Annotated in this window: 28 protein-coding genes; 11 read left to right on the forward strand and 17 right to left on the reverse strand. The window is 41.1% G+C overall.

Features of this window, described 5'->3' with window-relative positions; all coding sequences use genetic code 11:
• Positions 1–17 precede the first annotated feature (17 nt).
• Genes acpS through ABWK04_04985 form a run of 3 tightly spaced genes read right to left on the reverse strand, consistent with a single transcriptional unit; the run spans position 18 to position 1,405 of the window.
• The gene (gene acpS / locus ABWK04_04975; protein MEZ0361239.1) at positions 18–377 is read right to left on the reverse strand and encodes a holo-ACP synthase; all 360 of its coding nucleotides are present in this window, start codon (positions 375–377) and stop codon (positions 18–20) included.
• Between the two features lie 41 nt (positions 378–418).
• Positions 419–865: a group 1 truncated hemoglobin gene (locus ABWK04_04980; GenBank protein MEZ0361240.1), complete on the reverse strand. Its 447-nt coding sequence runs from the start codon at positions 863–865 to the stop codon at positions 419–421.
• Positions 866–880: 15 nt separating this feature from the next.
• Complete coding sequence (locus ABWK04_04985; protein MEZ0361241.1) at positions 881–1,405, reverse strand: group 1 truncated hemoglobin; 525 nt, start codon at positions 1,403–1,405, stop codon at positions 881–883.
• A 94-nt stretch (positions 1,406–1,499) separates the two neighbouring features.
• Between ABWK04_04985 and ABWK04_04990 the strand changes: the two genes are divergently transcribed.
• From ABWK04_04990 to ABWK04_05020, 7 genes are read left to right on the forward strand one after another with little or no spacing between them, the layout of a single operon-like run.
• On the forward strand, positions 1,500–1,808 hold the full coding sequence (locus ABWK04_04990) for a hypothetical protein (protein ID MEZ0361242.1): 309 nt from the start codon (positions 1,500–1,502) through the stop codon (positions 1,806–1,808).
• A 3-nt stretch (positions 1,809–1,811) separates the two neighbouring features.
• Positions 1,812–2,363: a DJ-1 family glyoxalase III gene (locus ABWK04_04995; GenBank protein MEZ0361243.1), complete on the forward strand. Its 552-nt coding sequence runs from the start codon at positions 1,812–1,814 to the stop codon at positions 2,361–2,363.
• Entirely contained in the window at positions 2,360–3,535 is a 1,176-nt protein-coding gene (locus tag ABWK04_05000) for a class I SAM-dependent rRNA methyltransferase (protein ID MEZ0361244.1), read from the forward strand. The genes ABWK04_04995 and ABWK04_05000 overlap by 4 nt, the downstream gene beginning before the upstream one ends.
• Positions 3,535–4,302 carry an undecaprenyl-diphosphate phosphatase gene (locus ABWK04_05005; GenBank protein MEZ0361245.1) on the forward strand — a complete coding sequence of 256 codons (768 nt, stop codon included), beginning with the start codon at positions 3,535–3,537 and terminating at the stop codon, positions 4,300–4,302. The genes ABWK04_05000 and ABWK04_05005 overlap by 1 nt, the downstream gene beginning before the upstream one ends.
• Positions 4,303–4,312: 10 nt before the next feature.
• Positions 4,313–5,398, forward strand: a complete 1,086-nt coding sequence (locus ABWK04_05010; GenBank protein MEZ0361246.1) for an FtsW/RodA/SpoVE family cell cycle protein — start codon at positions 4,313–4,315, stop codon at positions 5,396–5,398.
• A gap of 10 nt (positions 5,399–5,408) precedes the next feature.
• A complete protein-coding gene (gene ccsA / locus ABWK04_05015; protein ID MEZ0361247.1) occupies positions 5,409–6,161 on the forward strand; it encodes a cytochrome c biogenesis protein CcsA in 753 nt (250 codons plus the stop codon).
• A complete protein-coding gene (locus ABWK04_05020) occupies positions 6,151–6,651 on the forward strand; it encodes a shikimate kinase (GenBank protein MEZ0361248.1) in 501 nt (166 codons plus the stop codon). The genes ccsA and ABWK04_05020 overlap by 11 nt, the downstream gene beginning before the upstream one ends.
• Here the strand turns inward: ABWK04_05020 and ndk are convergent.
• Genes ndk through ABWK04_05050 form a run of 6 tightly spaced genes read right to left on the reverse strand, consistent with a single transcriptional unit; the run spans position 6,633 to position 11,312 of the window.
• Positions 6,633–7,055, reverse strand: a complete 423-nt coding sequence (gene ndk, locus ABWK04_05025) for a nucleoside-diphosphate kinase (GenBank protein ID MEZ0361249.1) — start codon at positions 7,053–7,055, stop codon at positions 6,633–6,635. The two genes, ABWK04_05020 and ndk, sit on opposite strands and share 19 nt — an antisense overlap.
• Positions 7,024–7,827 carry an oxidoreductase gene (locus tag ABWK04_05030; protein MEZ0361250.1) on the reverse strand — a complete coding sequence of 268 codons (804 nt, stop codon included), beginning with the start codon at positions 7,825–7,827 and terminating at the stop codon, positions 7,024–7,026. Before ABWK04_05030 ends, ndk begins: the two co-directional genes overlap by 32 nt.
• A gap of 14 nt (positions 7,828–7,841) precedes the next feature.
• The gene (gene ispG, locus ABWK04_05035; protein MEZ0361251.1) at positions 7,842–8,906 is read right to left on the reverse strand and encodes a flavodoxin-dependent (E)-4-hydroxy-3-methylbut-2-enyl-diphosphate synthase; all 1,065 of its coding nucleotides are present in this window, start codon (positions 8,904–8,906) and stop codon (positions 7,842–7,844) included.
• Positions 8,903–9,871: a quinolinate synthase NadA gene (gene nadA / locus ABWK04_05040; GenBank protein MEZ0361252.1), complete on the reverse strand. Its 969-nt coding sequence runs from the start codon at positions 9,869–9,871 to the stop codon at positions 8,903–8,905. Before nadA ends, ispG begins: the two co-directional genes overlap by 4 nt.
• A gap of 48 nt (positions 9,872–9,919) precedes the next feature.
• Positions 9,920–10,366 carry an rRNA maturation RNase YbeY gene (ybeY, locus tag ABWK04_05045; GenBank protein ID MEZ0361253.1) on the reverse strand — a complete coding sequence of 149 codons (447 nt, stop codon included), beginning with the start codon at positions 10,364–10,366 and terminating at the stop codon, positions 9,920–9,922.
• Positions 10,284–11,312, reverse strand: coding sequence for a PhoH family protein (locus ABWK04_05050; protein ID MEZ0361254.1), 1,029 nt, complete (start codon positions 11,310–11,312; stop codon positions 10,284–10,286). The genes ybeY and ABWK04_05050 overlap by 83 nt, the downstream gene beginning before the upstream one ends.
• A 65-nt stretch (positions 11,313–11,377) precedes the next feature.
• Here ABWK04_05050 and htpX point away from each other — a divergent pair, with 65 nt between their 5' ends.
• Together htpX and ABWK04_05060 are read left to right on the forward strand one after the other, a co-directional pair.
• Complete coding sequence (gene htpX, locus ABWK04_05055) at positions 11,378–12,247, forward strand: zinc metalloprotease HtpX (protein ID MEZ0361255.1); 870 nt, start codon at positions 11,378–11,380, stop codon at positions 12,245–12,247.
• Entirely contained in the window at positions 12,244–12,771 is a 528-nt protein-coding gene (locus ABWK04_05060) for a type 1 glutamine amidotransferase domain-containing protein (GenBank protein ID MEZ0361256.1), read from the forward strand. The genes htpX and ABWK04_05060 overlap by 4 nt, the downstream gene beginning before the upstream one ends.
• Here ABWK04_05060 and murD read toward each other — a convergent pair.
• A complete protein-coding gene (gene murD / locus ABWK04_05065; protein MEZ0361257.1) occupies positions 12,740–13,993 on the reverse strand; it encodes a UDP-N-acetylmuramoyl-L-alanine--D-glutamate ligase in 1,254 nt (417 codons plus the stop codon). The genes ABWK04_05060 and murD overlap by 32 nt on opposite strands.
• A 73-nt stretch (positions 13,994–14,066) precedes the next feature.
• Between murD and lysS the strand changes: the two genes are divergently transcribed.
• Positions 14,067–15,770 carry a lysine--tRNA ligase gene (gene lysS, locus ABWK04_05070; protein ID MEZ0361258.1) on the forward strand — a complete coding sequence of 568 codons (1,704 nt, stop codon included), beginning with the start codon at positions 14,067–14,069 and terminating at the stop codon, positions 15,768–15,770.
• Here the strand turns inward: lysS and ABWK04_05075 are convergent.
• From ABWK04_05075 to ABWK04_05095, 5 genes are read right to left on the reverse strand one after another with little or no spacing between them, the layout of a single operon-like run.
• Positions 15,739–16,131, reverse strand: coding sequence for a Rid family detoxifying hydrolase (locus ABWK04_05075; GenBank protein MEZ0361259.1), 393 nt, complete (start codon positions 16,129–16,131; stop codon positions 15,739–15,741). The genes lysS and ABWK04_05075 overlap by 32 nt on opposite strands.
• Positions 16,128–16,877 (reverse strand): YebC/PmpR family DNA-binding transcriptional regulator, encoded by a 750-nt coding sequence (locus ABWK04_05080; GenBank protein ID MEZ0361260.1) that lies wholly within the window; start codon positions 16,875–16,877, stop codon positions 16,128–16,130. Before ABWK04_05080 ends, ABWK04_05075 begins: the two co-directional genes overlap by 4 nt.
• Before the next feature lie 8 nt (positions 16,878–16,885).
• Positions 16,886–17,695, reverse strand: a complete 810-nt coding sequence (locus ABWK04_05085) for an ArsA family ATPase (protein MEZ0361261.1) — start codon at positions 17,693–17,695, stop codon at positions 16,886–16,888.
• Positions 17,686–17,940, reverse strand: coding sequence for a cory-CC-star protein (locus ABWK04_05090; protein MEZ0361262.1), 255 nt, complete (start codon positions 17,938–17,940; stop codon positions 17,686–17,688). Before ABWK04_05090 ends, ABWK04_05085 begins: the two co-directional genes overlap by 10 nt.
• Positions 17,919–18,161 (reverse strand): c-type cytochrome, encoded by a 243-nt coding sequence (locus ABWK04_05095; GenBank protein ID MEZ0361263.1) that lies wholly within the window; start codon positions 18,159–18,161, stop codon positions 17,919–17,921. Before ABWK04_05095 ends, ABWK04_05090 begins: the two co-directional genes overlap by 22 nt.
• 313 nt (positions 18,162–18,474) lie before the next feature.
• On the opposite strand from ABWK04_05095, the gene fabZ reads away from it, so the two are divergent.
• Positions 18,475–18,921, forward strand: coding sequence for a 3-hydroxyacyl-ACP dehydratase FabZ (gene fabZ / locus ABWK04_05100; protein ID MEZ0361264.1), 447 nt, complete (start codon positions 18,475–18,477; stop codon positions 18,919–18,921).
• On the opposite strand, the gene ABWK04_05105 is transcribed toward fabZ, so the two are convergent.
• Positions 18,910–19,557, reverse strand: coding sequence for a class I SAM-dependent methyltransferase (locus ABWK04_05105; protein ID MEZ0361265.1), 648 nt, complete (start codon positions 19,555–19,557; stop codon positions 18,910–18,912). The two genes, fabZ and ABWK04_05105, sit on opposite strands and share 12 nt — an antisense overlap.
• Positions 19,544–20,413 (reverse strand): bifunctional methylenetetrahydrofolate dehydrogenase/methenyltetrahydrofolate cyclohydrolase FolD, encoded by an 870-nt coding sequence (folD, locus tag ABWK04_05110; GenBank protein MEZ0361266.1) that lies wholly within the window; start codon positions 20,411–20,413, stop codon positions 19,544–19,546. Before folD ends, ABWK04_05105 begins: the two co-directional genes overlap by 14 nt.
• Positions 20,414–20,416 lie beyond the last annotated feature (3 nt).

A 20,416-nucleotide genomic window follows, 5' to 3' on the forward strand; every position in this document is an offset into this window, starting at 1 on the left:
AAAGGTTAAGTATTTTATCACTTTATCAAAGCTATCGCAACCGAGTAATCTCTTTCGTGGGATATGGACACAGTGATGGTAACCTCACTTAGCATCTCTTTGAGATCTTCTCTGAGTATATTTACCTTTGCAGGTTTCCCTCTATCTCCGAGTACTTCTATTTGGGAAAGTTTTAAAATCACACCGAATCTTTGATAGAAGGCTTTCAAAACAGCTTCTTTGCAAGCCCATCTTGCGGAAAGGCACTCACAATAAGACTTCTGCCCCTTGCAATACTCAAGTTCTTTGCTTGTATATACACGATTTAAAAACCTTTCACCAAACCTCTCTATAGCCTTCTGTATCCTCTCATTTTTAACTATGTCTATACCCACCACCTCTAAGGGATATTATAAGGGGGAAGCTCCCCCTGTGGAAATTACTTTTTCTCTACTATAACTCCTTTAAGAGGGGCGACTGCCTGCAGAAATTCCTGCTGTTCCTTGGGAGGAACTTTAAATTTGTTGAGAGTTTCCTTGGTAAGTTCAACGAACCGGTTCCAGTCGGAATCCGATATACCAAGACCTTCATGAGCTGTCTTCATATCCCTACCTGTATATATACAGGGACCACCCGTGGCGCTACACACAAAATCCGTAAGGTGTGCTATAAGTTTGTTCTTGCTATCGTTACTAAGACCCTTAAAATAAATACCCAGTTGTCTGTCGGTAACCAGTCGCACCGCAAGATCTTTGACGACTGCAGAGATGGCGTCATATCCGCCAAGCCTTTCATATAGAGTCTTTTTGTGCATAGGCTCTGCAAGGCTAACAGATGCAAAGCCAAAAAGCATAAGAGCTGATAAACTGAGAGCATACTTTCTCATGGCTTTACCTCCTTTTTACTTATTCCTATCATCAACTACATCATTCCTCTGGCTTTCAAGTATATTCAAAACCGCTGTTTGAAGATCTTGAGGAACGCCATTTTTTTGCATTGACTGCTGAACGCACGCTTTAAAGCTGTCTACATCATCATTTGCTATACCTTTACCATCCGGACCTACCATTCCCTGATGAGCTGCTCTCATTGGTCTACATGTATATGTCCGTTGCTGTCCATCTACAGGGCTAGTATAAGTTATAGTGGTAGGGAATGTGCATGGACCACCTGCTGCTGCACAGAGTTGTTTTGTGAGACACACTTTTATACGCTCAAGGGAGTCAGCAGATAGTCCTCTAAAGAATATACCTATATTTGGATCTGTGGCTAAGCAAGGGACAGCATCATCAACCACTTTCCTTATACCTTGCTCACCACCCAATCTTTCAAAAGGTGTTTGAGCATTGCTACTCCCTCCACAGGAAGAGAGTAAAAAAGTTCCACCCGCCACTGTCATAAAAATTAGCAAAGCATGTTTCTTCATGGTTCCACCTCCTTAAATTCTTCTGGATTAATTGTATTTTTGAAGGTGATAGCCTTCAGTGACTTAGTCACACAGTGTGCTATACTTTAAGTTTATGGGTGACTTCACTAAGGCTGGTCTTGACAAAGGTGATATAGAAAAAGAGCTAAAGCACACACTTTTGTCCGCCAAGATGATATACAAGATCTATCTTGCAAACATCGGGGATTATGTACAAGAAGAGTTATCTGCAGATTTGGTAGAATACACTTATCAACTTGAGCATGTAGTACTTCCTCTTGTCAAGAGGGCGGAGGCTACCAAAATAACTAAGCTTATAGATATGGCTTACGAGATAAGATACACTTATGAAAAACTGATTGAGGCTATAAGGCTTAATCTTGAAAAACAGAAGGAGGCTTGAACCATGCCAAAAGTAGCGATAGTACTTGCTGACGGTTTTGAGGAGGTTGAAGCTATAGCTCCCATTGATGCACTCAGAAGAGCTGACATAGAGGTACTAATAGCGGGACTATCCAAAGAACCTGTAATCAGCGCAAGGGGTGTAAGGATATTGCCGGATGTCTCTGTGGATGAGCTAAATCCGGATGAACTTGACATGATCGTACTTCCCGGAGGCGCAGTGGGTGTAGAAAATTTAAAAAAGGACAAAAGAGTTGAGGCGCTTGTTAAGGCTCTTGAAGAAAAAGGAAAATATGTCTCTGCAATATGCGCTGCGCCTACAGCTTTGGCATCTTTTGGGATTCTAAAAGGGAAAAGGGCAACCGTTTACCCATCTCTCAGCAAATATATAGAGCCAGCCACTTTTGTTGAGGAAAGGGTCGTCGAGGATGGTAAAATCATAACAAGTCAAGGACCGGGTACAGCTCTACTTTTTGCACTCAAACTCGTTGAAAGACTTGCTGGTAAAGATAAAGCTCGTGAGGTGGCTCAAAAGATGCTTATAGATTGGGAATGATACAAGTGAGGGTAAAGCCGGGCATAGAGGAAAAGCTCAGATCTTACTTCCCTTGGGTTTACAGACCTGAGATAGCCTCTTACTCCAGAAAACCTCAGAAAGGTGAGCATGTTGTCGTCAGGGATGCGGGTGGTCACTTTATTGGCTACGGATACATAAATCCAGATGCAAACATAAGCGTAAGACTTTTATCCTTCAATAAGGAAAAAAAGATAACTTACGAGCTTATAAAAGAGAGGATAGAAAGTGCATACATCTACAGAAAGAGCCTTTCTTTAGATACGGATGCCTTCAGGCTTATACACTCGGAAGGTGACTTCCTTCCAGGGCTTGTGGTGGATGTGTACCGCAGTCACGCAGTGGTTGAGTTTACCACTTTTGGCATGAATCTTATGAGAGATTGGGTAATTTCAGCATTGCTGGAAGTATTAAAACCTGCAGGCATTTACGAGAAAAAAAACGAGTATATTCAAAAAATTGAGGGCTTTGAGACACAAGAAGGTATCATATACGGAGATGTGCCTCCGGAAATAATCATACGTGAAAAAGACCTCAACTACTACGTAAACATACCTCAAGGGCAAAAAACTGGTTTTTACCTTGATCAGAGAAGAGCAAGAAGCATAATAAGGAGCTTGGTAAAACCGGGTTTTACTTGCCTTGATGTTTTTTGTCATACGGGAGGTTTTGCTCTGAACATGAAAAAAGCTGGTGCGAAAGAGGTTATAGCTGTTGACATATCATCTCAGGCTCTAGAGGTGGGGAAGAAAAATGCGCATCTTAATAACCTTGACGGTATCGTATGGGTTGAGGAAAATGCCTTTGATTTTATGAGGAAACTTCACAGAGAAGGACAGACTTTTGATTTGGTTCTCATGGATCCACCATCCTTTGCTAAAAATAAAGCCAGTGTACCGAGTGCGCTCAGAGGTTATAAAGAACTTTGTGTCAGAGGGCTTCACGTCGTGAAAAGAGGTGGTTACTTGGTCATATATTCCTGTTCCTTCCATATAACCGCAGAACATCTCTTTCAAGTGCTTGTTGATGCCGCAAGGGATGTGGGAAGACATCTGAGGGTCATAAATATGAGTTTTCAGGATCTTGATCATCCGTGGATACTTCAGGTGCCAAATACCCTTTATTTGAAGGGAATATACGTGGAGGTACTTTGATGAATATTTACGAAGCGATCATTTTAGGGATAGTTGAAGGTTTGACCGAGTTTCTGCCAGTATCCTCAACGGGACATCTCATACTGGTAGCTCACATTATGGGAATTAAAGACAACAATTTCACGAAAAGTTTTGAGATAGCTATTCAGATGGGTGCGATCCTCGCTGTACTTTTCCTTTACGCCAAGAGATTTCTAAAAGATTACGAAGTATGGAAGAGGATAATAACAGCCTTTCTTCCTACAGGGTTGTTGGGTTTTTTGCTTTACAAATTTATAAAGTCTTACCTTATAGGTAATGACAAAATAGTTGTTGTTTCTCTGGTATTGGGTGGGGCGTTTTTGCTCTTTGCGGATAGAGTATGCGAAAGATTTTGCTACATAGGAGATACATCAAAGCTTAGTCTTTCAAGAGCATTTCTCATAGGTGTATTTCAATCCCTCGCTATGATACCTGGTGTTTCCAGATCAGCTTCCACAATAATAGGAGGGATGCTCGTTGGACTTCATAGGAGAGCTTCCGCTGAGTTCTCTTTCCTCCTTGCAGTCCCAACCATGCTCATAGCCACTTCCTATGACATTTACAAATCACACACAACTTTCACATATAGCGAGTGGCATCTTCTAACTGTAGGATTTCTATCGGCTTTTTTGACTGCCGTTGTAACGGTTAGAGCGTTTATAGGTTTTATATCAAAGCACTCCTTTTTACCCTTTGGTGTATATAGGATCGTATTGGGTATTGTATACGCCCTTTTGTTTTTATAAACTTCCTTATATGGATAGGTGGATGCTATATTCTGTGATAATGCTTTTTGTTATAGGGGAGACTGCCATCTTAAGCTCCAACACAGTTCCTTACATCTTTGAACGCTACAGCGATCTTAGTATATACAAAAAGCCTCTGTATCAACTTCTTACCTTCCTTTTAGGTATGTTGATAATAAACAAGCTACTCTTAAAGCTGGATTATCAAGTCTTTAAGAAAAAGAGCATCGTTTATTTTCTGGTGTTTGCCTGCATATCCTCTCTCTTACTTGTGCTTATAAAAAAGTACTTGACACACAAACATGTGGACAGGTGGCTCATAGGAACAAGTATACAACCTCTTGAATTTGCAAAAATTATTCTGATGATTTTTACAGCTTACTATATAGCAGAAAAAGGCTCCATGAAAGAGTGGAGATACATATTTTGGGCCTCCTTCATAGTGCTTGTAAATGCTTTTTTAGTCTCTCTTCAACCCGATAAAGGAGGTGCTGTTTTCCTCCTATTACTTTGCGGATCTATGCTTTACGTAGGGGGTATACCTAAGAAGATTTACCTGCCTATAATCAGTGTGTTTTTACTTTTCATAGTATACATACTCACCTCTAAGTCAGGATACGTAGCTGAGAGATTATCAGCCTGGAGAGATCCTTTTGCAGATCCCGAGGAATCAGGTTATCAGATTATACAGTCCTTGTTTGGTTTTGCTCACGGTGGTATTTTTGGTACAGGAATAGGGAAAGGCATACAAAAGATGGGAGCTTTACCTGCAGCTGATACGGATTATGTGGTATCTCTAATAGGCGAGGAGTTGGGATTTGTGGGTATGCTCACAGTTTTTTGTCTATATTCGCTACTCGTGGGGAGATTGCTTTATTTTACATACAGAGCTAAAGAACCCTTTGGCAAGATCTTGCTTTTCGGTATAGCTTTGAACTTCGCTCTCTCCTTCCTTTGGAATGTAGGTATGGCTTTAAATCTACTCCCTCCTAAGGGTATAGCGTTGCCCTTACTCAGTTATGGAACCTCAAATCTGTTTTTTTCCTTAATGAGTATAGGATTGGCTCAGTCCATTATAAGAAGGGGGTTGCTATAAACTATATAACATGCTGATAATTAGCCTCACCTTTTACTTTATTTCCTTCTTTGTATCCATGCTTTCCTACTGGGGAAGGGTCAGTCAAAGGGCGGTACTTTTCCCTATGCTCTTAGCTATACTTTCTTACTTTACTCACATACTTTACATAAGCTTTAAATTGGGTGGTTTCCCCTTTGCGAATGCTTACGGCTTTTCCTCACTACTTGGAAACACGATGGTATTTGCCTTAGTTATATTCTCCTTCAAAAACGGTCAGGCGCTGAGATTTTCAGCGATCTTTTCTTTCCTCGGTTTTTTATCCGCTCTGCTTGCCTTACCCTCAGAACCGTCTCCTTACAGAAATCCCCTTTATTCCCTGCATATAATCTCCGCTCTATTTGCTTACGTATGTGCCTTCTTCGGAGGAATGTCTTCCTTGGTGAGATTGTTGCTTGAGAGAAGACTGAAACACAAAAACATACCCGCTTTCTCTTTACCCATAAACCTCCTCAGATCTTCTGAGAGACTGATGGTCAATCTATCCTTTATACTTCTGACTCTCACCTTGATCTTCGGAAGTTTCTGGACGAGGATTCACTTTGGGAAACACTGGATAAATGATCCTAAGCTACTTGTCACATTAGCCCTCTGGATATACTATGCCTTTGTGGTTCACCTCAACCTAATGAAAGGGTTAAAACCCAAACAGCTTTCCGTCCTAATACTTTTGGGAAGCCTTTTTTCACTCCTTAATTTACTTTTCGTAAGGCATGAGGTTTAAGAGAATATTCCTCATAGGTTTTATGGGTAGCGGAAAGACTACTGTGGGTAAGCTTCTATCGGAAAGACTTGGATGGAAGTTTTACGATCTGGATCAGGAGATAGAAAAGGAAGAGGGAATGAGCATAAGAGAGATTTTTCAAATCAAAGGTGAGAGTTACTTCAGGGATAAAGAATTAAATCTTCTCAAAAGACTCATCCCTAAGGAGGCAACAGTTATAAGCACCGGAGGAGGTCTTGGGGCAAACAGGGAGGCTTTGGGTATTATGAAAAAGTACGGATTTGTTGTATGGCTTGATGTAAGTTTTGAATCGTTCTTACAAAGATGCGCAGGTACAGAGGAAAGACCTCTCTTGAAAAAGAGCTGTGAAGAATTGAGGGACATTTACGAAAAAAGAAAAAATGTATACTCGGAGGCTCACCTGCGTGTAAGCGCAGAGAAAGAGCCTCAGAAGATAGTGGATGAGATCATTCAAAATATTTCAAGCTGAGAAAATACAAAAGGAATCTCGTAATCTGCGGATTCTCTTGAGTCTGAGGCATGAATAGCGTTTTTACCTTTGTTCGTCCCGAAAAGCGCTCTCACAGAAGTTGGAGCTACCTTCCTTGCCTCTTCGCTATCCGTTGGTCCTATTATATCCCTGACTTTTCTTATGGCATTCTCACCCTCTAAAAGACAGGCAACGACAGGTCCGGACGTCATAAACTCTACAAGCTCCCCGTAAAAAGGTCTGTCCTTGTGAACTATATAAAACCTTTCAGCCTGTTCTTTCGTAAATTTGAAAAGCTTCATGGCTCTTATTTTGAATCCTTCCGATATAAATCTGTCAATTATTTTGCCTGTTGCACCCTTTTCAAAGGCATCAGGTTTGATAATGATCAACGTCCTTTCCATGTATAACCTCCTCTCTCAGTTTTCTTCGTGCGAGTGCTTTTTTATACTCTTCAAAGGCTACACTTTCTTCCTCCCTGTATATATCTTCTCTTCTTATAACATCATCCCACATTATCTCTTTTGCATCAAACCATGGACCTTCTGTACATGCAAGAACGTAGCTGTCTTTAACTCTAAGCCTGCACGAAAGGCAAAGCCCAGTAGCACAGAGTATATGAACATTTGGCATAGCTATATGTCGTATAGAACTATACATTTGTGCAACCGCCTTTGATAGCCTGTTTTCACCTGTGGATATCACAAGGTCAATCTCATCGTATTTTTTGATCTCTCGCTCAAGGATCACCTCATCAAAATTCTCCTTTTGTAACAGCGTGGTAAAACTTCCATCAAAATAAACGAGTTTTATGTAGTTTCCAGAATTTTTTAAAGCTCTACCCACACTGACCGCTGGAGATATACCCCAGTTTTTTGAGTATATGAGTACCTTTCCATATTTATAAATGGGGAAGGGTCTACCAAGCGGACCGCTAATATAATAGAACCTTTCCCCTTCTTCTTTTATTTCAAGTGTGGATTTGCCTACTACATCTATTATGCAAGAAAAACCATCCTCAAAAGTTTCAAAAACACATATAGGGACTCTCTCCGAATACTCTTTTAGTTGAAGAAGGACAAACTGTCCCGGCTTGGCGTGGGAGATATGAGGTGCACGCACTCTCAGATAAAGTGTGTTTTCACAAAGAAACTCTTTTGCGAGAATTTCAAACATGCGAAGATATTATATCATGCTTCATTGTATTTTAAGACTTCTTCAAGTAGTGCTTGAGCCATCTCTTCTTCCCTTACCCTACGGATAGGCTTCCCCCCTTTAAAGAGCCATGCAAAACCTTTTCCACACGCCAGACCAAGATCGGCTTCCCTTGCCTCACCTATGGCGTTAACCACACAACCCATAATAGCTACCTTGAGAGGAGTTTTTACATCCTTTAATTTCTCCTCCACTTGTTTTACCACCTTTGGAAGGTCCACTTCTATACGTCCGCAGGTAGGACATGAAACTATCTCTACACCTTGTCTTTTAAGACCCAAAGATCTTAGAATATCGTAAGCCACTTTCACTTCAATCTCCGGATCATCCGTAAGCGAAACTCTCACAGTGTCACCTATGCCCATATAGAGGAGAATACCTATACCAACCGAAGACTTTACCACACCTGCCTGCCCCATACCAGCTTCGGTTATACCTATATGCAAAGGTATATCTGTGTGCTGAGCATAGAGTCTGTTCGCTTGTACGTTCTCAAGCACATCCGATCCTTTAATGGACACCTTGAAGTTGTAAAAGCCCCAACTTTCCAACTTTTCAGACCAGCGCATGGCACTTTCAAAAAGTGCTTCAGCGCACGGATATCCGTATTTATCAAGAAGATCCTTCTCTAAAGATCCGGAGTTTACACCTATCCTTATTGCGATACCTCTTCTTTTTGCTTCCTCAACTATTTCCCTGACGATCTCTTCCTTTCCTATGTTGCCCGGATTTATCCTTATACCGTGAACACCCTTTTCCATAGATTTGAAGGCATAGGAAGGTGCAAAGTGTATGTCCGCTATAACTGGCATAGGTGAATTTTTGACTATTTCAGAAAGCGCTTCAACATCTTCCTCATGAGGAACTGCAACCCTTATAAGCTCACATCCAGCCTTAAAAAGACGGTTTATCTGGTCAAGCGTTTCATTAACATTACGCGTTTTTGTGGATGTCATAGACTGCACCACTACGGGTGCATCACCCCCAACTTTTACCCAACCTACTTGTATCTGGCGTGTTTTACGGCGTACTATCCTCATGACAATTCCAACATTCTCAGGAGAGGTCTCTTTGCCCTATCAATTATATCTTCTGGCAGGATAACTTCATTAAGCTCATCTTTTAATGTCTCATAAACCTTAGACAGAGTTATAGCCTTCATAGTACAACAGTAGACACTTCCGCAGTAATTCATGGATTCTGGAAATATATACTCTTTGTTAGGATTTCTCTTCATGAGTGTGTACTTTAGTCCTACTTCAGTTATTACTATAACCTTCTGCGCGTCGCATGTGGTTGCATAGTTAATTATTTGAGATGTGGAGCCTACAAAGTCTGCCAAATCTATAACTTTTTGATGACATTCTGGATGCACAGCTACTTTGGCATCAGGATATTGTTCTTTGAGTTTTAATACTTCCCTCGCTGTAAATTCAAAGTGTGGCGGACAAAAACCTTGCCATATTATAAACTCCTTTTCTGGAACGTGTTTTTTTACCCAGTTTCCAAGCGCTTGATCGGGAATAAAGATTATCTTATTACTTTGAAGCTTTTGTACAACTTTAACGGCGTTTGCGGAAGTTACGCACACATCTGATACAGCTTTTACCTCAGCATTAGTATTAACATACGCTACCACTTCACCATCCGGATGCTGTTCCTTTAACCGGATAACGTCCTTAGCGGTAATCATGTCAGCCATAGGACATCCAGACTCGGGATTCGGATGCAACACTTTCTTTGTGGGATTCAATATCTTTGCGGTCTCGCACATGAAACGCACCCCGCAAAAGACTATTAGATCCGCATCGGTTTGATTTGCCTTGCGAGAAAGATCCAAGGAATCACCTATAAAGTCCGCAATATCTTGTACTTCGGGTCTTTGGTAATAGTGGGCAAGTATCACAGCGTTCTTTTCCTTCGCGAGCTTTCTTATCTCCTCTTGCAAAACCTTAATCTGTTCTTCCCTTATAGCTTCATCCCTCTTAATATCAAGGACAAACATGGAGATTAAAATATATACTCCGTTTTGGAAAAGTGATGATCTTTATCCTCAAAGGCTGGAAAGTATACCTTCCTCAAGCTTAAAAAACTCTCTCTCTTCTTCTTTGCCCAACTCATGATCGTATCCCAGAAGATGCAAAAAACCGTGTACCAAAAGCCTTTTTATCTCTTCTTCAAGTGGGTGACCCATATATTCTGCCTGTCTTTTGGCTGTATCAACGGATATAACTATGTCTCCCAATACGGTCCATCCACCTACCTCTTCACTTATGGGGAAGGAAAGAACGTCTGTAGGTTTGTCCTTTTCCCTATAAGCTCTGTTTAGCTCACGTATTGTTTTATCATCCGTCAAATACACACTTACCTCTACTTTTTCAAGATCCAAAAGCTCGGCAATGCGGTAAGTGATCTCTTCAATCCACTTCCTCTTTATAATCCCTCTCTTGTGCAGTCTTATCTGTATCCTGTTCCTCTTTTGATCTCTCAAACTCCTCATAAGCCTTTATTATCCTCGCAACTATGGGATGTCTTACCACATCATCTTCGGTAAACCAAACAAAGCCGATCCCTTCTATGTTTTGAAGTACCTTCACGGCTTCTACAAGTCCCGAGTGTTCCCTTTTGGGGAGGTCTATCTGCGTTATGTCCCCAGTTATGACAACCTTTGAACCGAAACCTATGCGTGTCAGAAACATCTTCATTTGCTCTTTTGTTGAGTTTTGAGCTTCATCAAGAATTATAAAGGCATCGTTTAAGGTTCTGCCCCTCATAAAAGCCAAAGGGGCTATCTCTATGATGTTCCTTTCCAACATATAGCTCGCCTTATCGTAGTCCACCATATCGTAAAGGGCATCGTAAAGGGGTCTTAGGTAAGGATCAACCTTTTCGGCTATCCCACCTGGCAGAAAACCCAGCTTTTCTCCAGCTTCAACCGCAGGTCTCGTAAGTATTATCTTGTTAACTTTGTTTTCTTTTAGGTGAGCAAGTGCCATAGCCATCGCTAAGTAAGTTTTTCCAGTACCAGCAGGTCCTATACCGAACACTATGTCATTATTTTTTATGGCATCTACATATATCTTTTGAGTGTGCGTTTTTGGAAGTATAGCTTTTCTTCTGTGCGTTAAGAAGATTATGTTTTCCTTATCCTCTAACTGAAGAATTTCCCTTTTACTTACATACTCTTTAGCCCTTTCCCTTACTTCCTGTGCTGTCATAGGATGGGATTTAAGCTCCTTTATTATTCCCCTTATAAATTCGTAAGCTTGTTTAACCTTTTCTTCCTCACCTCTTATCGTTATCTCCGTTCCTCTTGCAAAGACTTTTACATCAAATAGCTGAGAAAAGTACTTGAGGTTTTCGTCTCCCCGACCTACCACTGCGTAAAAACTTTCATCAAAACTTCCCAAATCTACTCTCTCTTCTAACTTTTCTGCACTTGACATCTTCCTGCTTTATAAATATATTGATATCTAAAGGAATTTCAAGTCTACCACCGGAGGATAAAAAGATGGGATATATGTTCAGGACAGTTATATTGCTCGGAATACTTACTGGTCTTTTTCTTTTTGTTGGACATCTCATAGGTGGAAAAACGGGTATGACGATAGCTTTGATTCTCGCCGGAATTATGAACTTTATAGCATACTGGTTTTCGGATAAGATAGTACTTTCCATGTACGGTGCGAAAGAAATAAGTTACGAAGAGGCTCCGTGGCTTCACCGAATAGTGGAAGATCTGGCAAACAGGGCTGGCATCCCTAAACCCCCCATATATTTGGTTCCCATGGAACAGCCTAATGCTTTTGCCACTGGTAGAGGACCTGGACATGCTGCCGTAGCTGTGACATCCGGTATTCTACACCTTCTTAACGAAGATGAATTGAGAGGTGTTTTGGCTCACGAACTTGGACACATAAAAAACAGGGATGTTCTGGTTGCCACTATGGCTGCAACCATTGCAGGTGCTATATCTTACTTGATAAACATGTTTCAGTGGATGCTCATCTTTGGAGGAGGTAGAGATGAGGAAAATAGAGGAGGATGGGCAAGTTTAATAGGTAGTCTCCTTCTTATAATTCTCACACCCATAATAGCTATGATCATACAGATGGCTATATCCCGATCGAGGGAGTACCTTGCTGACGAAACGGGCGCAAAGATAAGTGGAGATCCTCTCGCTCTTGCAAGAGCTTTAGAAAAGATCCACAACTATGTTTACCAGATCCCTGCAGAGGTCAATCAAGGCACAGCTCACCTTTTTATAGAGAATCCTCTATCCGGAGAAGGGATATGGGAGCTTTTCTCCACGCATCCATCAACGGAGAAGAGGATTGAAAGACTCAAAGAGCTTGCAAGAAGGATGGGAATTTACGTATGAAAAGCGTGTGTGTATTACTTGAGGAACTTGTGGAAGATACAGAGTTTTTGTATCCTTATATGCGCTTTAAGGAAGAAGGTTTTGAAGTGATCTCCGTAGCACCTGAAAGCAAAGATTACAGAGGAAAGAAGGGTATGATCTTTAGACCAGACGCAACTTTTCGTGATGTAAATGGGAGGCTATTTGATTGCCTCTTTGTACCCGGTGGATACGCACCTGACAAACTCAGGAGATATCCGGAAGTTCTAAGTATGGTGAGAAAGCATTTGCAGAATGAAAAACTTGTGGCTTGCGTATGTCACGGCCCGTGGGTTTTGATCTCGGCTAAGGTGGTAAAAGGTAAAAAAGTTACTGGATTCCATGCTATCAAAGATGATCTTGAAAATGCAGGGGCTGTATATACAGGAAATCCTGTTGAAGAAGATGGCAATTTAATTACTGCAACTGACCCATTATCCATGTTACAAATGATGAAACTCGTACTTGTAAGACTTACTCAAATAGAGAGTAGATCAACTCCCTGAAGCGTTCTCCTCTTTCTATATAATCCTTAAACATGTCAAAGGAAGCACATGCGGGAGAAAATAGGATCACATCTCCTTTCTGGGAATAAGCCTTTGCCATTTTGACAGCTTCCTCCAAACTTTCAGCCTTCTCAAGCACGGTGGATCCTCTCCAGGCTTGAAAGATCTTATCCTTAGCTTCACCTATCAGTATAGCTATTCTAACTTTTTGGACCACAAGGTCGTATATACTTTCAAAGTCTCCGCCTTTGTCTCTTCCTCCAGCAATGAGTATAACGCTTTTGTCAGGCATACTTTTGAGCGCAGACTCCAAAGCATTGACGGTAGTAGCTTTTGAGTCGTTAAATACTTTAACTCCGTTCCATTCACCTAAAAACTCAAGCCTTAAGGGAAGTCCGGGGAATTCGTAAAGGGTCTCCCTCACAGTTTCCGATGACACACCCATAAGCTTCGCTATTATGGCGCTTGCAAGAGCATTTCTGTAGTTGTGATGTCCGAAAATCTTTAGTTTTTCAACCTCAAAAAGCTCTTCACCCATGAAGTAAGCTTTACCTTCCTTTAAAAAACCATCGGCATCTTTTGTACTAAAAAGATATTTCTTAGCTTTTGTAGGAGTGTTAATAACTTCCTCCTGCCTTGAGTAAAGTACTGCAAAATCCTCCTCCAGCTGATTTCTGAATATGTTGTACTTACTTTGAAGGTAGTCCTCGAGTGATTCGTGCCAATCAAGGTGGTCTTTAGCAAAGTTAAGAAAAGCACCCCCATTTGGTCTGAAACTTTTGAGGGTCTTTCCTTGGAAAGAAGATACCTCAAGAACAGCCAGACATGAGGGATCTTTTAGGACTATTTGGGAAAAAGCCACACCTGTATTTCCTCCCTCTTGAACGTTTCCAAAGTGCTTTTTTAGAATCAAGTAAGTCATCCTCGTGACGGTAGACTTTCCATCTGTTCCGGTAATTGCTATCAATCTACCTTTAAAAAACCTGTAAGCTAACTCCATCTCACCTATCACTTCCAAGCCTTTTTTGTTCGCCTCTATCCAAAGAGGATGACGCGGAGGTATACCCGGTGACAAAACTACCGTATCCACAATATCCAGATAATCCCTGAAACTAACTTCATTTTTGTCATCTCCAGCGTAAACTTCAAAGCCTTTTACCTTTAAAAGCTCTACGGCTGATTTACCACTAATACCCAGTCCCCAAACAAGTACTCTCTTCATAAATTAAGATTTTAACAGCACCATAATATTCCTCTTGATATTTGAGCCAGTTTATTGTAAGATAAGCTAAGGAATGGAACAGGAGAGACTCAAAAAACTTGAGAAGTTAAAAGAGCTTGGGGATCCTTATCCCCATAAATTTGAAGTAAGCGATTTTATAGGAAATATAAGGCGGATGTTTGAAAGGGACCCAAATGAAGAGCAAGTCAGCATAAAAGGTCAAGTTAAGAGAGTATCTAAGGTGGATGAAGGTTATTTGGTAAGGATAGCTGATGCTGAAGGCGTTGAAATACTTGTCATCACCCGGCACAATCTAAAACAGGGGGAAGCCTGCAGTCTAAAAGGCAAACTTGTAAGATACGAAGGTAAGTTAACCCTTTTGGATGCCGAGCCTTCACAAGATCAGACTAAAAATATACGGGAAATAAAGGAAACCTACGATTTTGATCCTGGCTTTTATGAGGTGAGGCTCGCTGGAAGACTTGTGTCTCTCAGAAGCATGGGAAAAGCTATATTTGGACACATTCAGGACGCTACTGGAAAGATACAGATATACTTAAAGAGGGATATTCTGGGAGAGGACAAGTTCAGCCTCTTTGATGATCTTTTTGATTTAGGAGATATTGTGGGAGTTATAGGTAAGCTATTTAGGACAAGTACCGGAGAACTTACTGTTGAGGTTGAAGATTTTAAGATGCTTGCCAAAAGCTTACATCCTTTACCTGAAAAGTGGCATGGTCTCAAAGATATAGAGCTTAGATACAGACAGAGATACCTTGACCTCATATCTAACGAAAAGGCTCGCCGGATAACACTGCTTAGGAGCAGACTCCTTTCCGAAATAAGAATTTTTTTTAATGAAAGGGGCTTTATAGAAGTGGAGACTCCCATACTACAAAGTGTTGCCTCAGGTGCAAATGCCAAACCCTTTATAACTTATCATAATTACCTTGAACAGAACCTTTATTTGAGAATAGCACCTGAACTTTATCTTAAAAGGCTTGTGGTTGGAGGATTCAACAGAGTTTACGAGCTTGGTAAAAACTTCAGAAACGAGGGTGTAGATACCACACACAATCCCGAATTTACCATGCTTGAATTTTACTGTGCTTACTGGGACTATAAAGACCTGATGAAATTTACCCAAGAACTTTTTTCCTACCTTCTTGAAAAACTATTCGGAACTCTTAAGTTGAGCTATCAAGGTATTACCATTGATTTTACACCCCCTTACAAAGTCTTCAAGTACTTTGACTTGCTTTCGGAAAAGACGGGTAAAGACAAGGAGTTTTTTACAAAAGATGTGGAAGGACTTAGAAGGCTTGCGCAGGAGATTGGAGTACCAAAGGCTCAACAGCTTACCCACGCTAAGCTACTTGACAAGGTGTTTGATATCCTTGTAGAGGATGAACTTATAGGTCCTGTATTTGTGATAGATTTTCCGAGAATCCTCTCACCTTTAGCTAAAACTCACAGAGAAGATCCCGATCTGGTTGAAAGGTTTGAACTTTTCGTAGCTGGTAAAGAGATAGCTAACGCATACACGGAGCTTAACGATCCCATTGAGCAAAAGGAAAGGTTTCTTGAACAGCTAAAAGAGAAGGAGATGGGGGATGAAGAAGCCATGCAGATGGATGAAGATTTCATCACAGCCTTGGAATACGGTATGCCTCCGACTGCTGGAGAAGGTATAGGCATAGACAGACTCGTTATGATCCTTGCAGATGTGGATTCCATAAGAGAGGTTATACTTTTCCCTGCCCTAAGACAGCGGTGATATCTATCTCAACATAAGCGCCTAAAGGTAGAGCGCTCACACCTATGGTAGTTCTTGCCGGTTTTACATCTATATCACGGAAAAAATCCTCGTACAGCGCATTTAGTAGAGGAAAGAGCGAAAGATCAGTCATATAAACCACAACTTTAACCACATTTTGCCTCGTTGCACCTGCACACTTCAATATCTCATCCACATTTTTAAATATCTGTATTACTTGCTCTTCAAAAGTATCCTTCAGTTTACCTGTCTGCGGATCTATACCTATCTGACCGGAAAGAAATAGAAAATTCCCGCTTACTATAGCCTGTGAATAAGGACCTACCGGATTTGGCGCTCCTTGAGTGTATATAGGCTTCATGCTGATGCTTTAAGAACTTCTTCCGGTATATCAAAGTTAGATATAACCATTTGCACATCGTCAAGATCATCCAAAGCATCAAGAAGTTTGAGCAGTCTTTTGGCGGTTTCCGGATCCGTTATCTGCACACTGCTTATCGGTTTGTAATTTATGTTTGCATTTTCTACGGGAATATTCCATTTGGAGAGGTAGTCTTTAACGGTATATAAGAGTTCTGGCTTAGTATAGACTATGTAAGATGTTTCACCTACTTGTATATCCTCAGCTCCAGCCTCTATAGCCTTTTCGTAAAGTTCCTCTTCGGACAAAGCATCCTTAGGAATTTCCATATATCCGACCTTCTCAAACATGTACGATACACAACCGGAAGAACCCAGGTTCCCTCCATACTTGGAGAAAACATGTCTTACTTCTGCGGTTGTTCTGTTTCTGTTATCCGTAGCGGTGATAACCATTATAGCTGCACCTCCCGGACCGTACCCTTCATACACCACCTCTTCATACGTCTCACCACCGAGTTCACCAGATCCCTTCTTGATGGCTCTTTCTATAGTCTCCATAGGCATATTCACCTTTCTCGCATTCTCTATTGCAGTTCTAAGCCTTGAGTTTGTTTCCGGATTTGGACCCCCTTCCCTAACAGCTACAGTTATCTCTCTTATTAGTTTGCTAAATATCTTACCCCTTTGAGCATCTATCTTAGCTTTTTTATGTTTTATCTGTGCCCAATGACTATGACCAGCCATAGGAATAATTATACCTCAATAACTCGTAAAAGATCCTCTATATTGAGCAAAGAGAGCTTTTCAATTCCGTAAGGTTTTTCCAGATGCTTCACCTTTAGAAAATCTCTCCCTTCCGATTTGTATTTGTTCATAACTCTATATACTTTAAAACCTAAAAGTTGGCGTTCAAGCTCAACAGCTTCATCAATGGAGAGTGGATCTTCGTTAGCAACAGCAAAGATTATCCCTTTTTCCATTAAAATATTTGCGAGCCTTTCCACTTTTTCTCTCCTCATCTTCATAAGTTTAAGAACTCTATCCTCCCTTCCCATAAAGGTTTCCACCTTCTCCCTTTCTTTTGCCAACTTTTCAAGAAAGGAAAACCACCCTCTTACTGTCTTCAAAGTTTGAAAGAGCCTCAACATTTGTCCGGTAGGTGCGCTATCAATCACCACAAACAGAAAGTCTTCATTAAAGTAATCAGCAAGTCGGTCAAGTACAGCAGTCTCCAAAGCTGTGGGAGAGTGTTTTAAATGCTTGGCGTATTCTTCAAGACCTGACTTTAAAGATGGTAGCATCTCACCCAACGCTGAAAGTACCTTATTTGCATAATTTTCAACAAGATCCTCCGCAAGTAATTCAATTGCAAAAAGATTTTCCTTTATTTGAGATAAATGCTTACCTATCTGTGTTTGCAATATACCCGAAAGAGAGTGAGCAGGATCTATAGAAATTAACAGAGTTTTACCTTCTTTAGCAAGCTTTAGAGCTGTTGCGCACGCTAAAGTGCTTTTACCGACACCACCTTTCCCTCCGAAAAGCACAACCCTTAACAGCACGGCAGAAAGTCAAAGGGGGTTTTTTCAATGCCTAAGCTCCTGTGCCAAATATGAAATTCTTCCATTAAGTGGGGATAAAGGTCAATGGTGTAAACACCTAAGGGGTTATCAAGTCCAAAGTATTCTACAAAAAGGAAAAAGAGGAGTATGTCCCTGAGATAAGATCGGGACACCTCCACAGGCTTTTTAAACTGAATATCTATAAAACTTTTGAAATACTCCCTCACTTGAGAGAGAGGATCCACTGCGCTAACTCCTTTGCCTCCTCGTCGGTGACATTCTGAGGTGGCATTGGCACCTGACCCCATGTACCTACTCCTCCGTTCTTTATACGCTTGGCAAGTTCGTCAACCGCACCTGGTTGTCCTGCAAACTTCTTGGCTACATCCTTATAAGCTGGTCCAACTTTTTTTGTATTTATATCATGACATGCGAAACAGCCTTTTTGTTGAGCCAAAGCGGTCATATCCTTAGCAGGCCCTTGAGACTTCTGCTCTGCAGGTTTTTGTTCACCTGAAGGTTGCGCAGGTTGTTGCTCCTGTCCTGCAGGTGGCTGTGCAGGCTGCTTAGCTGGTTGCTCTTGTGCGGGCTGTTGAGCTGGTTGTTCTTGTGCAGGCTGTGTTTCTTCAGCCTTCTTCTGACAAGATGCAAGAAGAGCAAGACTCAAAACTCCGCTCAAGAGGATCTTCTTCATACCTCTACCTCCAAATAAAGTTGGGTTTTAATTATATGCCAAAAAGATGAAATTTTTATGAACAAGCTTTATAATTGATGTAATGATGGATATAAGAGAGATAATGGAAATTCTACCTCACAGATATCCACTACTTTTAGCTGACAGGATACTTGAGCTGGAATTAGGTAAGAGGATCGTTGGCTTAAAGAACGTTTCAGTTAACGAACCTTACTTTCAAGGACACTTTCCCGGATTTCCTCTTATGCCCGGCGTCTACATTCTTGAAGCTATGGCGCAAGTAGGGGGTATACTTATGATAAAGTCCTTGGGTTTAGAAATAGGTAAGTACGCCGTAGTTTTTGCAGGTATTGACGAAGCGAGATTTAAAAAGCCCGTATATCCGGGGGATCAACTCATAATGGAACTGGAGGTTATATCTCTAAAAAAAACACTATCTAAGATGAAGGGCAGAGCTACCGTTAATGGGCAGGTAGTTGCTGAAGCTATACTTTATGCAGCTGCGAGAGAGCTAAAAGAGTTAAAGAGATAGTTTTAAAGCTCTCACACAAAAGAAACCACCTTTGGGATGAAACCCATCAAGTATTTTCCTGTTCTCTATTGGTTTTTCGTCCTGAGGGTCCTCAAAAAGGGTTGTATAAATTCTGTCAAGCTTGAAACCAACGCTCTTGAGCATAGTAATAAGCTGAGGATAAGAGTAAAACTTTGCGTGAGTGTAAATGGGATGTCCTTTTTTCGCTTTCTCTTTATAAAAGTCAGCCCAAGGGCTTTCGGAAAGCACAAGACCCAGAAGCAAGATGCCTCTATCTTTTAATATCCTGTGAGCCTCTCTGAGAGAAGCTGTAGGATCTTCAAAAAAGCAAAGGGAAACAACTATCAAGGCTTCATCAAAAACCATATCCTTGAAAGGAAGGGACTCGGCTTTGGCTACTATTGAGCGCACCCCTCTTGTAAGGGCTATCTTGAGAAGTCTTTTGGATGTATCCACACCGTACTTTATCCCAAGCATACTGGCAAAACGACCGCTCCCCACCCCTATCTCTAAAGAACTATCCACTTGTATATGCAGGTTCTTTAAACACTCAAGTTCCAAACTGTACGCTGACTTTCCAAAAGGCTTTTCGTACCACTCATCGTATTTGAAGGCATAATCGTCAAAAACTTTCATCTTTCAAATCCATGTTTTGCTTATAAGCCTGCAACGTGTTAAGAAGTAGGGCTGTTACCGTCATCGGTCCAACGCCTCCCGGCACAGGAGTTATAGCATAAACCTTGTCTTTTACTCTCTCAAAGTCTACATCTCCTGTAACCTTGTTATCTAACTTTGATATTCCCACATCTATAACGACAGCACCTTCTTTTACCATATCTTCCTTTATAAGATGAGGTACACCTGTTGCGGATATGAGTATATCAGCTTTTTTAGTGTATATTGATATATCCTTTGTGTGTATATGACACACGCAAACAGTGGCATCTCTCCAAAGCATCAAGAGAGCCAATGGTCTACCTACTATGAATCCAGCACCTACTATAACAACATCTTTACCTTTTGGGTCAATCCCGTAGTGTTTCAAAAGCAAATCTATACCTAAAGGTGTACATGGAATAAAGCCTCCCTCTATACGGGCAACGAGCTTTCCCATATTTTCTGGGTGAAAACCATCTACGTCTTTTTTGGGAGATACTGACAGTATAATCTCTTGCTGGGATATGTGTGTTGGTAGTGGAAGCTGGACGAGTATACCATCCACATTTTCATCGCTGTTAAGTGAAGCTATAAGATCGAGTAATTCGGGAGTTGTGGTGTTTTGAGGGAGGTGGAAAAAGAGTGATCTTATCCCTACTCTTTCGCAAGCTTTCCTTTTGTTTTTCACATATATATGACTTGCGGGATCATCACCTACGAGAATTACCGCAAGACTCGGCTCTCTGTAACCTTTTGAGGTTATTCTCTCTACGTAAGAACTTATCTCAACTCTAATACTTTCCGAAAGGGCTTTACCATCTAAAATAAGAGGCATCAC

This window comes from Hydrogenobacter sp. (assembly GCA_041287335.1).
Classification (GTDB): domain Bacteria; phylum Aquificota; class Aquificia; order Aquificales; family Aquificaceae; genus Hydrogenobacter.

Coding starts and splice junctions, on each gene's coding strand:
- ABWK04_05005 (MEZ0361245.1), top strand. CDS start 3,535: ATGAATATTTACGAAGCGATCATTTTAGGGATAGTTGAAGGTTTGACC.
- ABWK04_04990 (MEZ0361242.1), top strand. CDS start 1,500: ATGGGTGACTTCACTAAGGCTGGTCTTGACAAAGGTGATATAGAAAAA.
- folD (MEZ0361266.1), bottom strand. CDS start 20,413: ATGCCTCTTATTTTAGATGGTAAAGCCCTTTCGGAAAGTATTAGAGTT.
- ABWK04_05000 (MEZ0361244.1), top strand. CDS start 2,360: ATGATACAAGTGAGGGTAAAGCCGGGCATAGAGGAAAAGCTCAGATCT.
- ndk (MEZ0361249.1), bottom strand. CDS start 7,055: ATGGAAAGGACGTTGATCATTATCAAACCTGATGCCTTTGAAAAGGGT.
- ABWK04_05050 (MEZ0361254.1), bottom strand. CDS start 11,312: ATGTCAAGTGCAGAAAAGTTAGAAGAGAGAGTAGATTTGGGAAGTTTT.
- ABWK04_04980 (MEZ0361240.1), bottom strand. CDS start 865: ATGAGAAAGTATGCTCTCAGTTTATCAGCTCTTATGCTTTTTGGCTTT.
- ABWK04_05060 (MEZ0361256.1), top strand. CDS start 12,244: ATGAAAAGCGTGTGTGTATTACTTGAGGAACTTGTGGAAGATACAGAG.
- ABWK04_04995 (MEZ0361243.1), top strand. CDS start 1,812: ATGCCAAAAGTAGCGATAGTACTTGCTGACGGTTTTGAGGAGGTTGAA.
- ABWK04_04985 (MEZ0361241.1), bottom strand. CDS start 1,405: ATGAAGAAACATGCTTTGCTAATTTTTATGACAGTGGCGGGTGGAACT.
- nadA (MEZ0361252.1), bottom strand. CDS start 9,871: ATGTTTGTCCTTGATATTAAGAGGGATGAAGCTATAAGGGAAGAACAG.
- ABWK04_05080 (MEZ0361260.1), bottom strand. CDS start 16,877: ATGGCTGGTCATAGTCATTGGGCACAGATAAAACATAAAAAAGCTAAG.
- htpX (MEZ0361255.1), top strand. CDS start 11,378: ATGGGATATATGTTCAGGACAGTTATATTGCTCGGAATACTTACTGGT.
- ABWK04_05010 (MEZ0361246.1), top strand. CDS start 4,313: ATGGATAGGTGGATGCTATATTCTGTGATAATGCTTTTTGTTATAGGG.
- ABWK04_05105 (MEZ0361265.1), bottom strand. CDS start 19,557: ATGAAAGTTTTTGACGATTATGCCTTCAAATACGATGAGTGGTACGAA.
- ABWK04_05075 (MEZ0361259.1), bottom strand. CDS start 16,131: ATGAAGCCTATATACACTCAAGGAGCGCCAAATCCGGTAGGTCCTTAT.
- ybeY (MEZ0361253.1), bottom strand. CDS start 10,366: ATGAGGAGTTTGAGAGATCAAAAGAGGAACAGGATACAGATAAGACTG.
- ispG (MEZ0361251.1), bottom strand. CDS start 8,906: ATGAGGATAGTACGCCGTAAAACACGCCAGATACAAGTAGGTTGGGTA.
- ABWK04_05095 (MEZ0361263.1), bottom strand. CDS start 18,161: ATGACCGCTTTGGCTCAACAAAAAGGCTGTTTCGCATGTCATGATATA.
- fabZ (MEZ0361264.1), top strand. CDS start 18,475: ATGGATATAAGAGAGATAATGGAAATTCTACCTCACAGATATCCACTA.
- ABWK04_05020 (MEZ0361248.1), top strand. CDS start 6,151: ATGAGGTTTAAGAGAATATTCCTCATAGGTTTTATGGGTAGCGGAAAG.
- lysS (MEZ0361258.1), top strand. CDS start 14,067: ATGGAACAGGAGAGACTCAAAAAACTTGAGAAGTTAAAAGAGCTTGGG.
- ccsA (MEZ0361247.1), top strand. CDS start 5,409: ATGCTGATAATTAGCCTCACCTTTTACTTTATTTCCTTCTTTGTATCC.
- ABWK04_05030 (MEZ0361250.1), bottom strand. CDS start 7,827: ATGTTTGAAATTCTCGCAAAAGAGTTTCTTTGTGAAAACACACTTTAT.
- murD (MEZ0361257.1), bottom strand. CDS start 13,993: ATGAAGAGAGTACTTGTTTGGGGACTGGGTATTAGTGGTAAATCAGCC.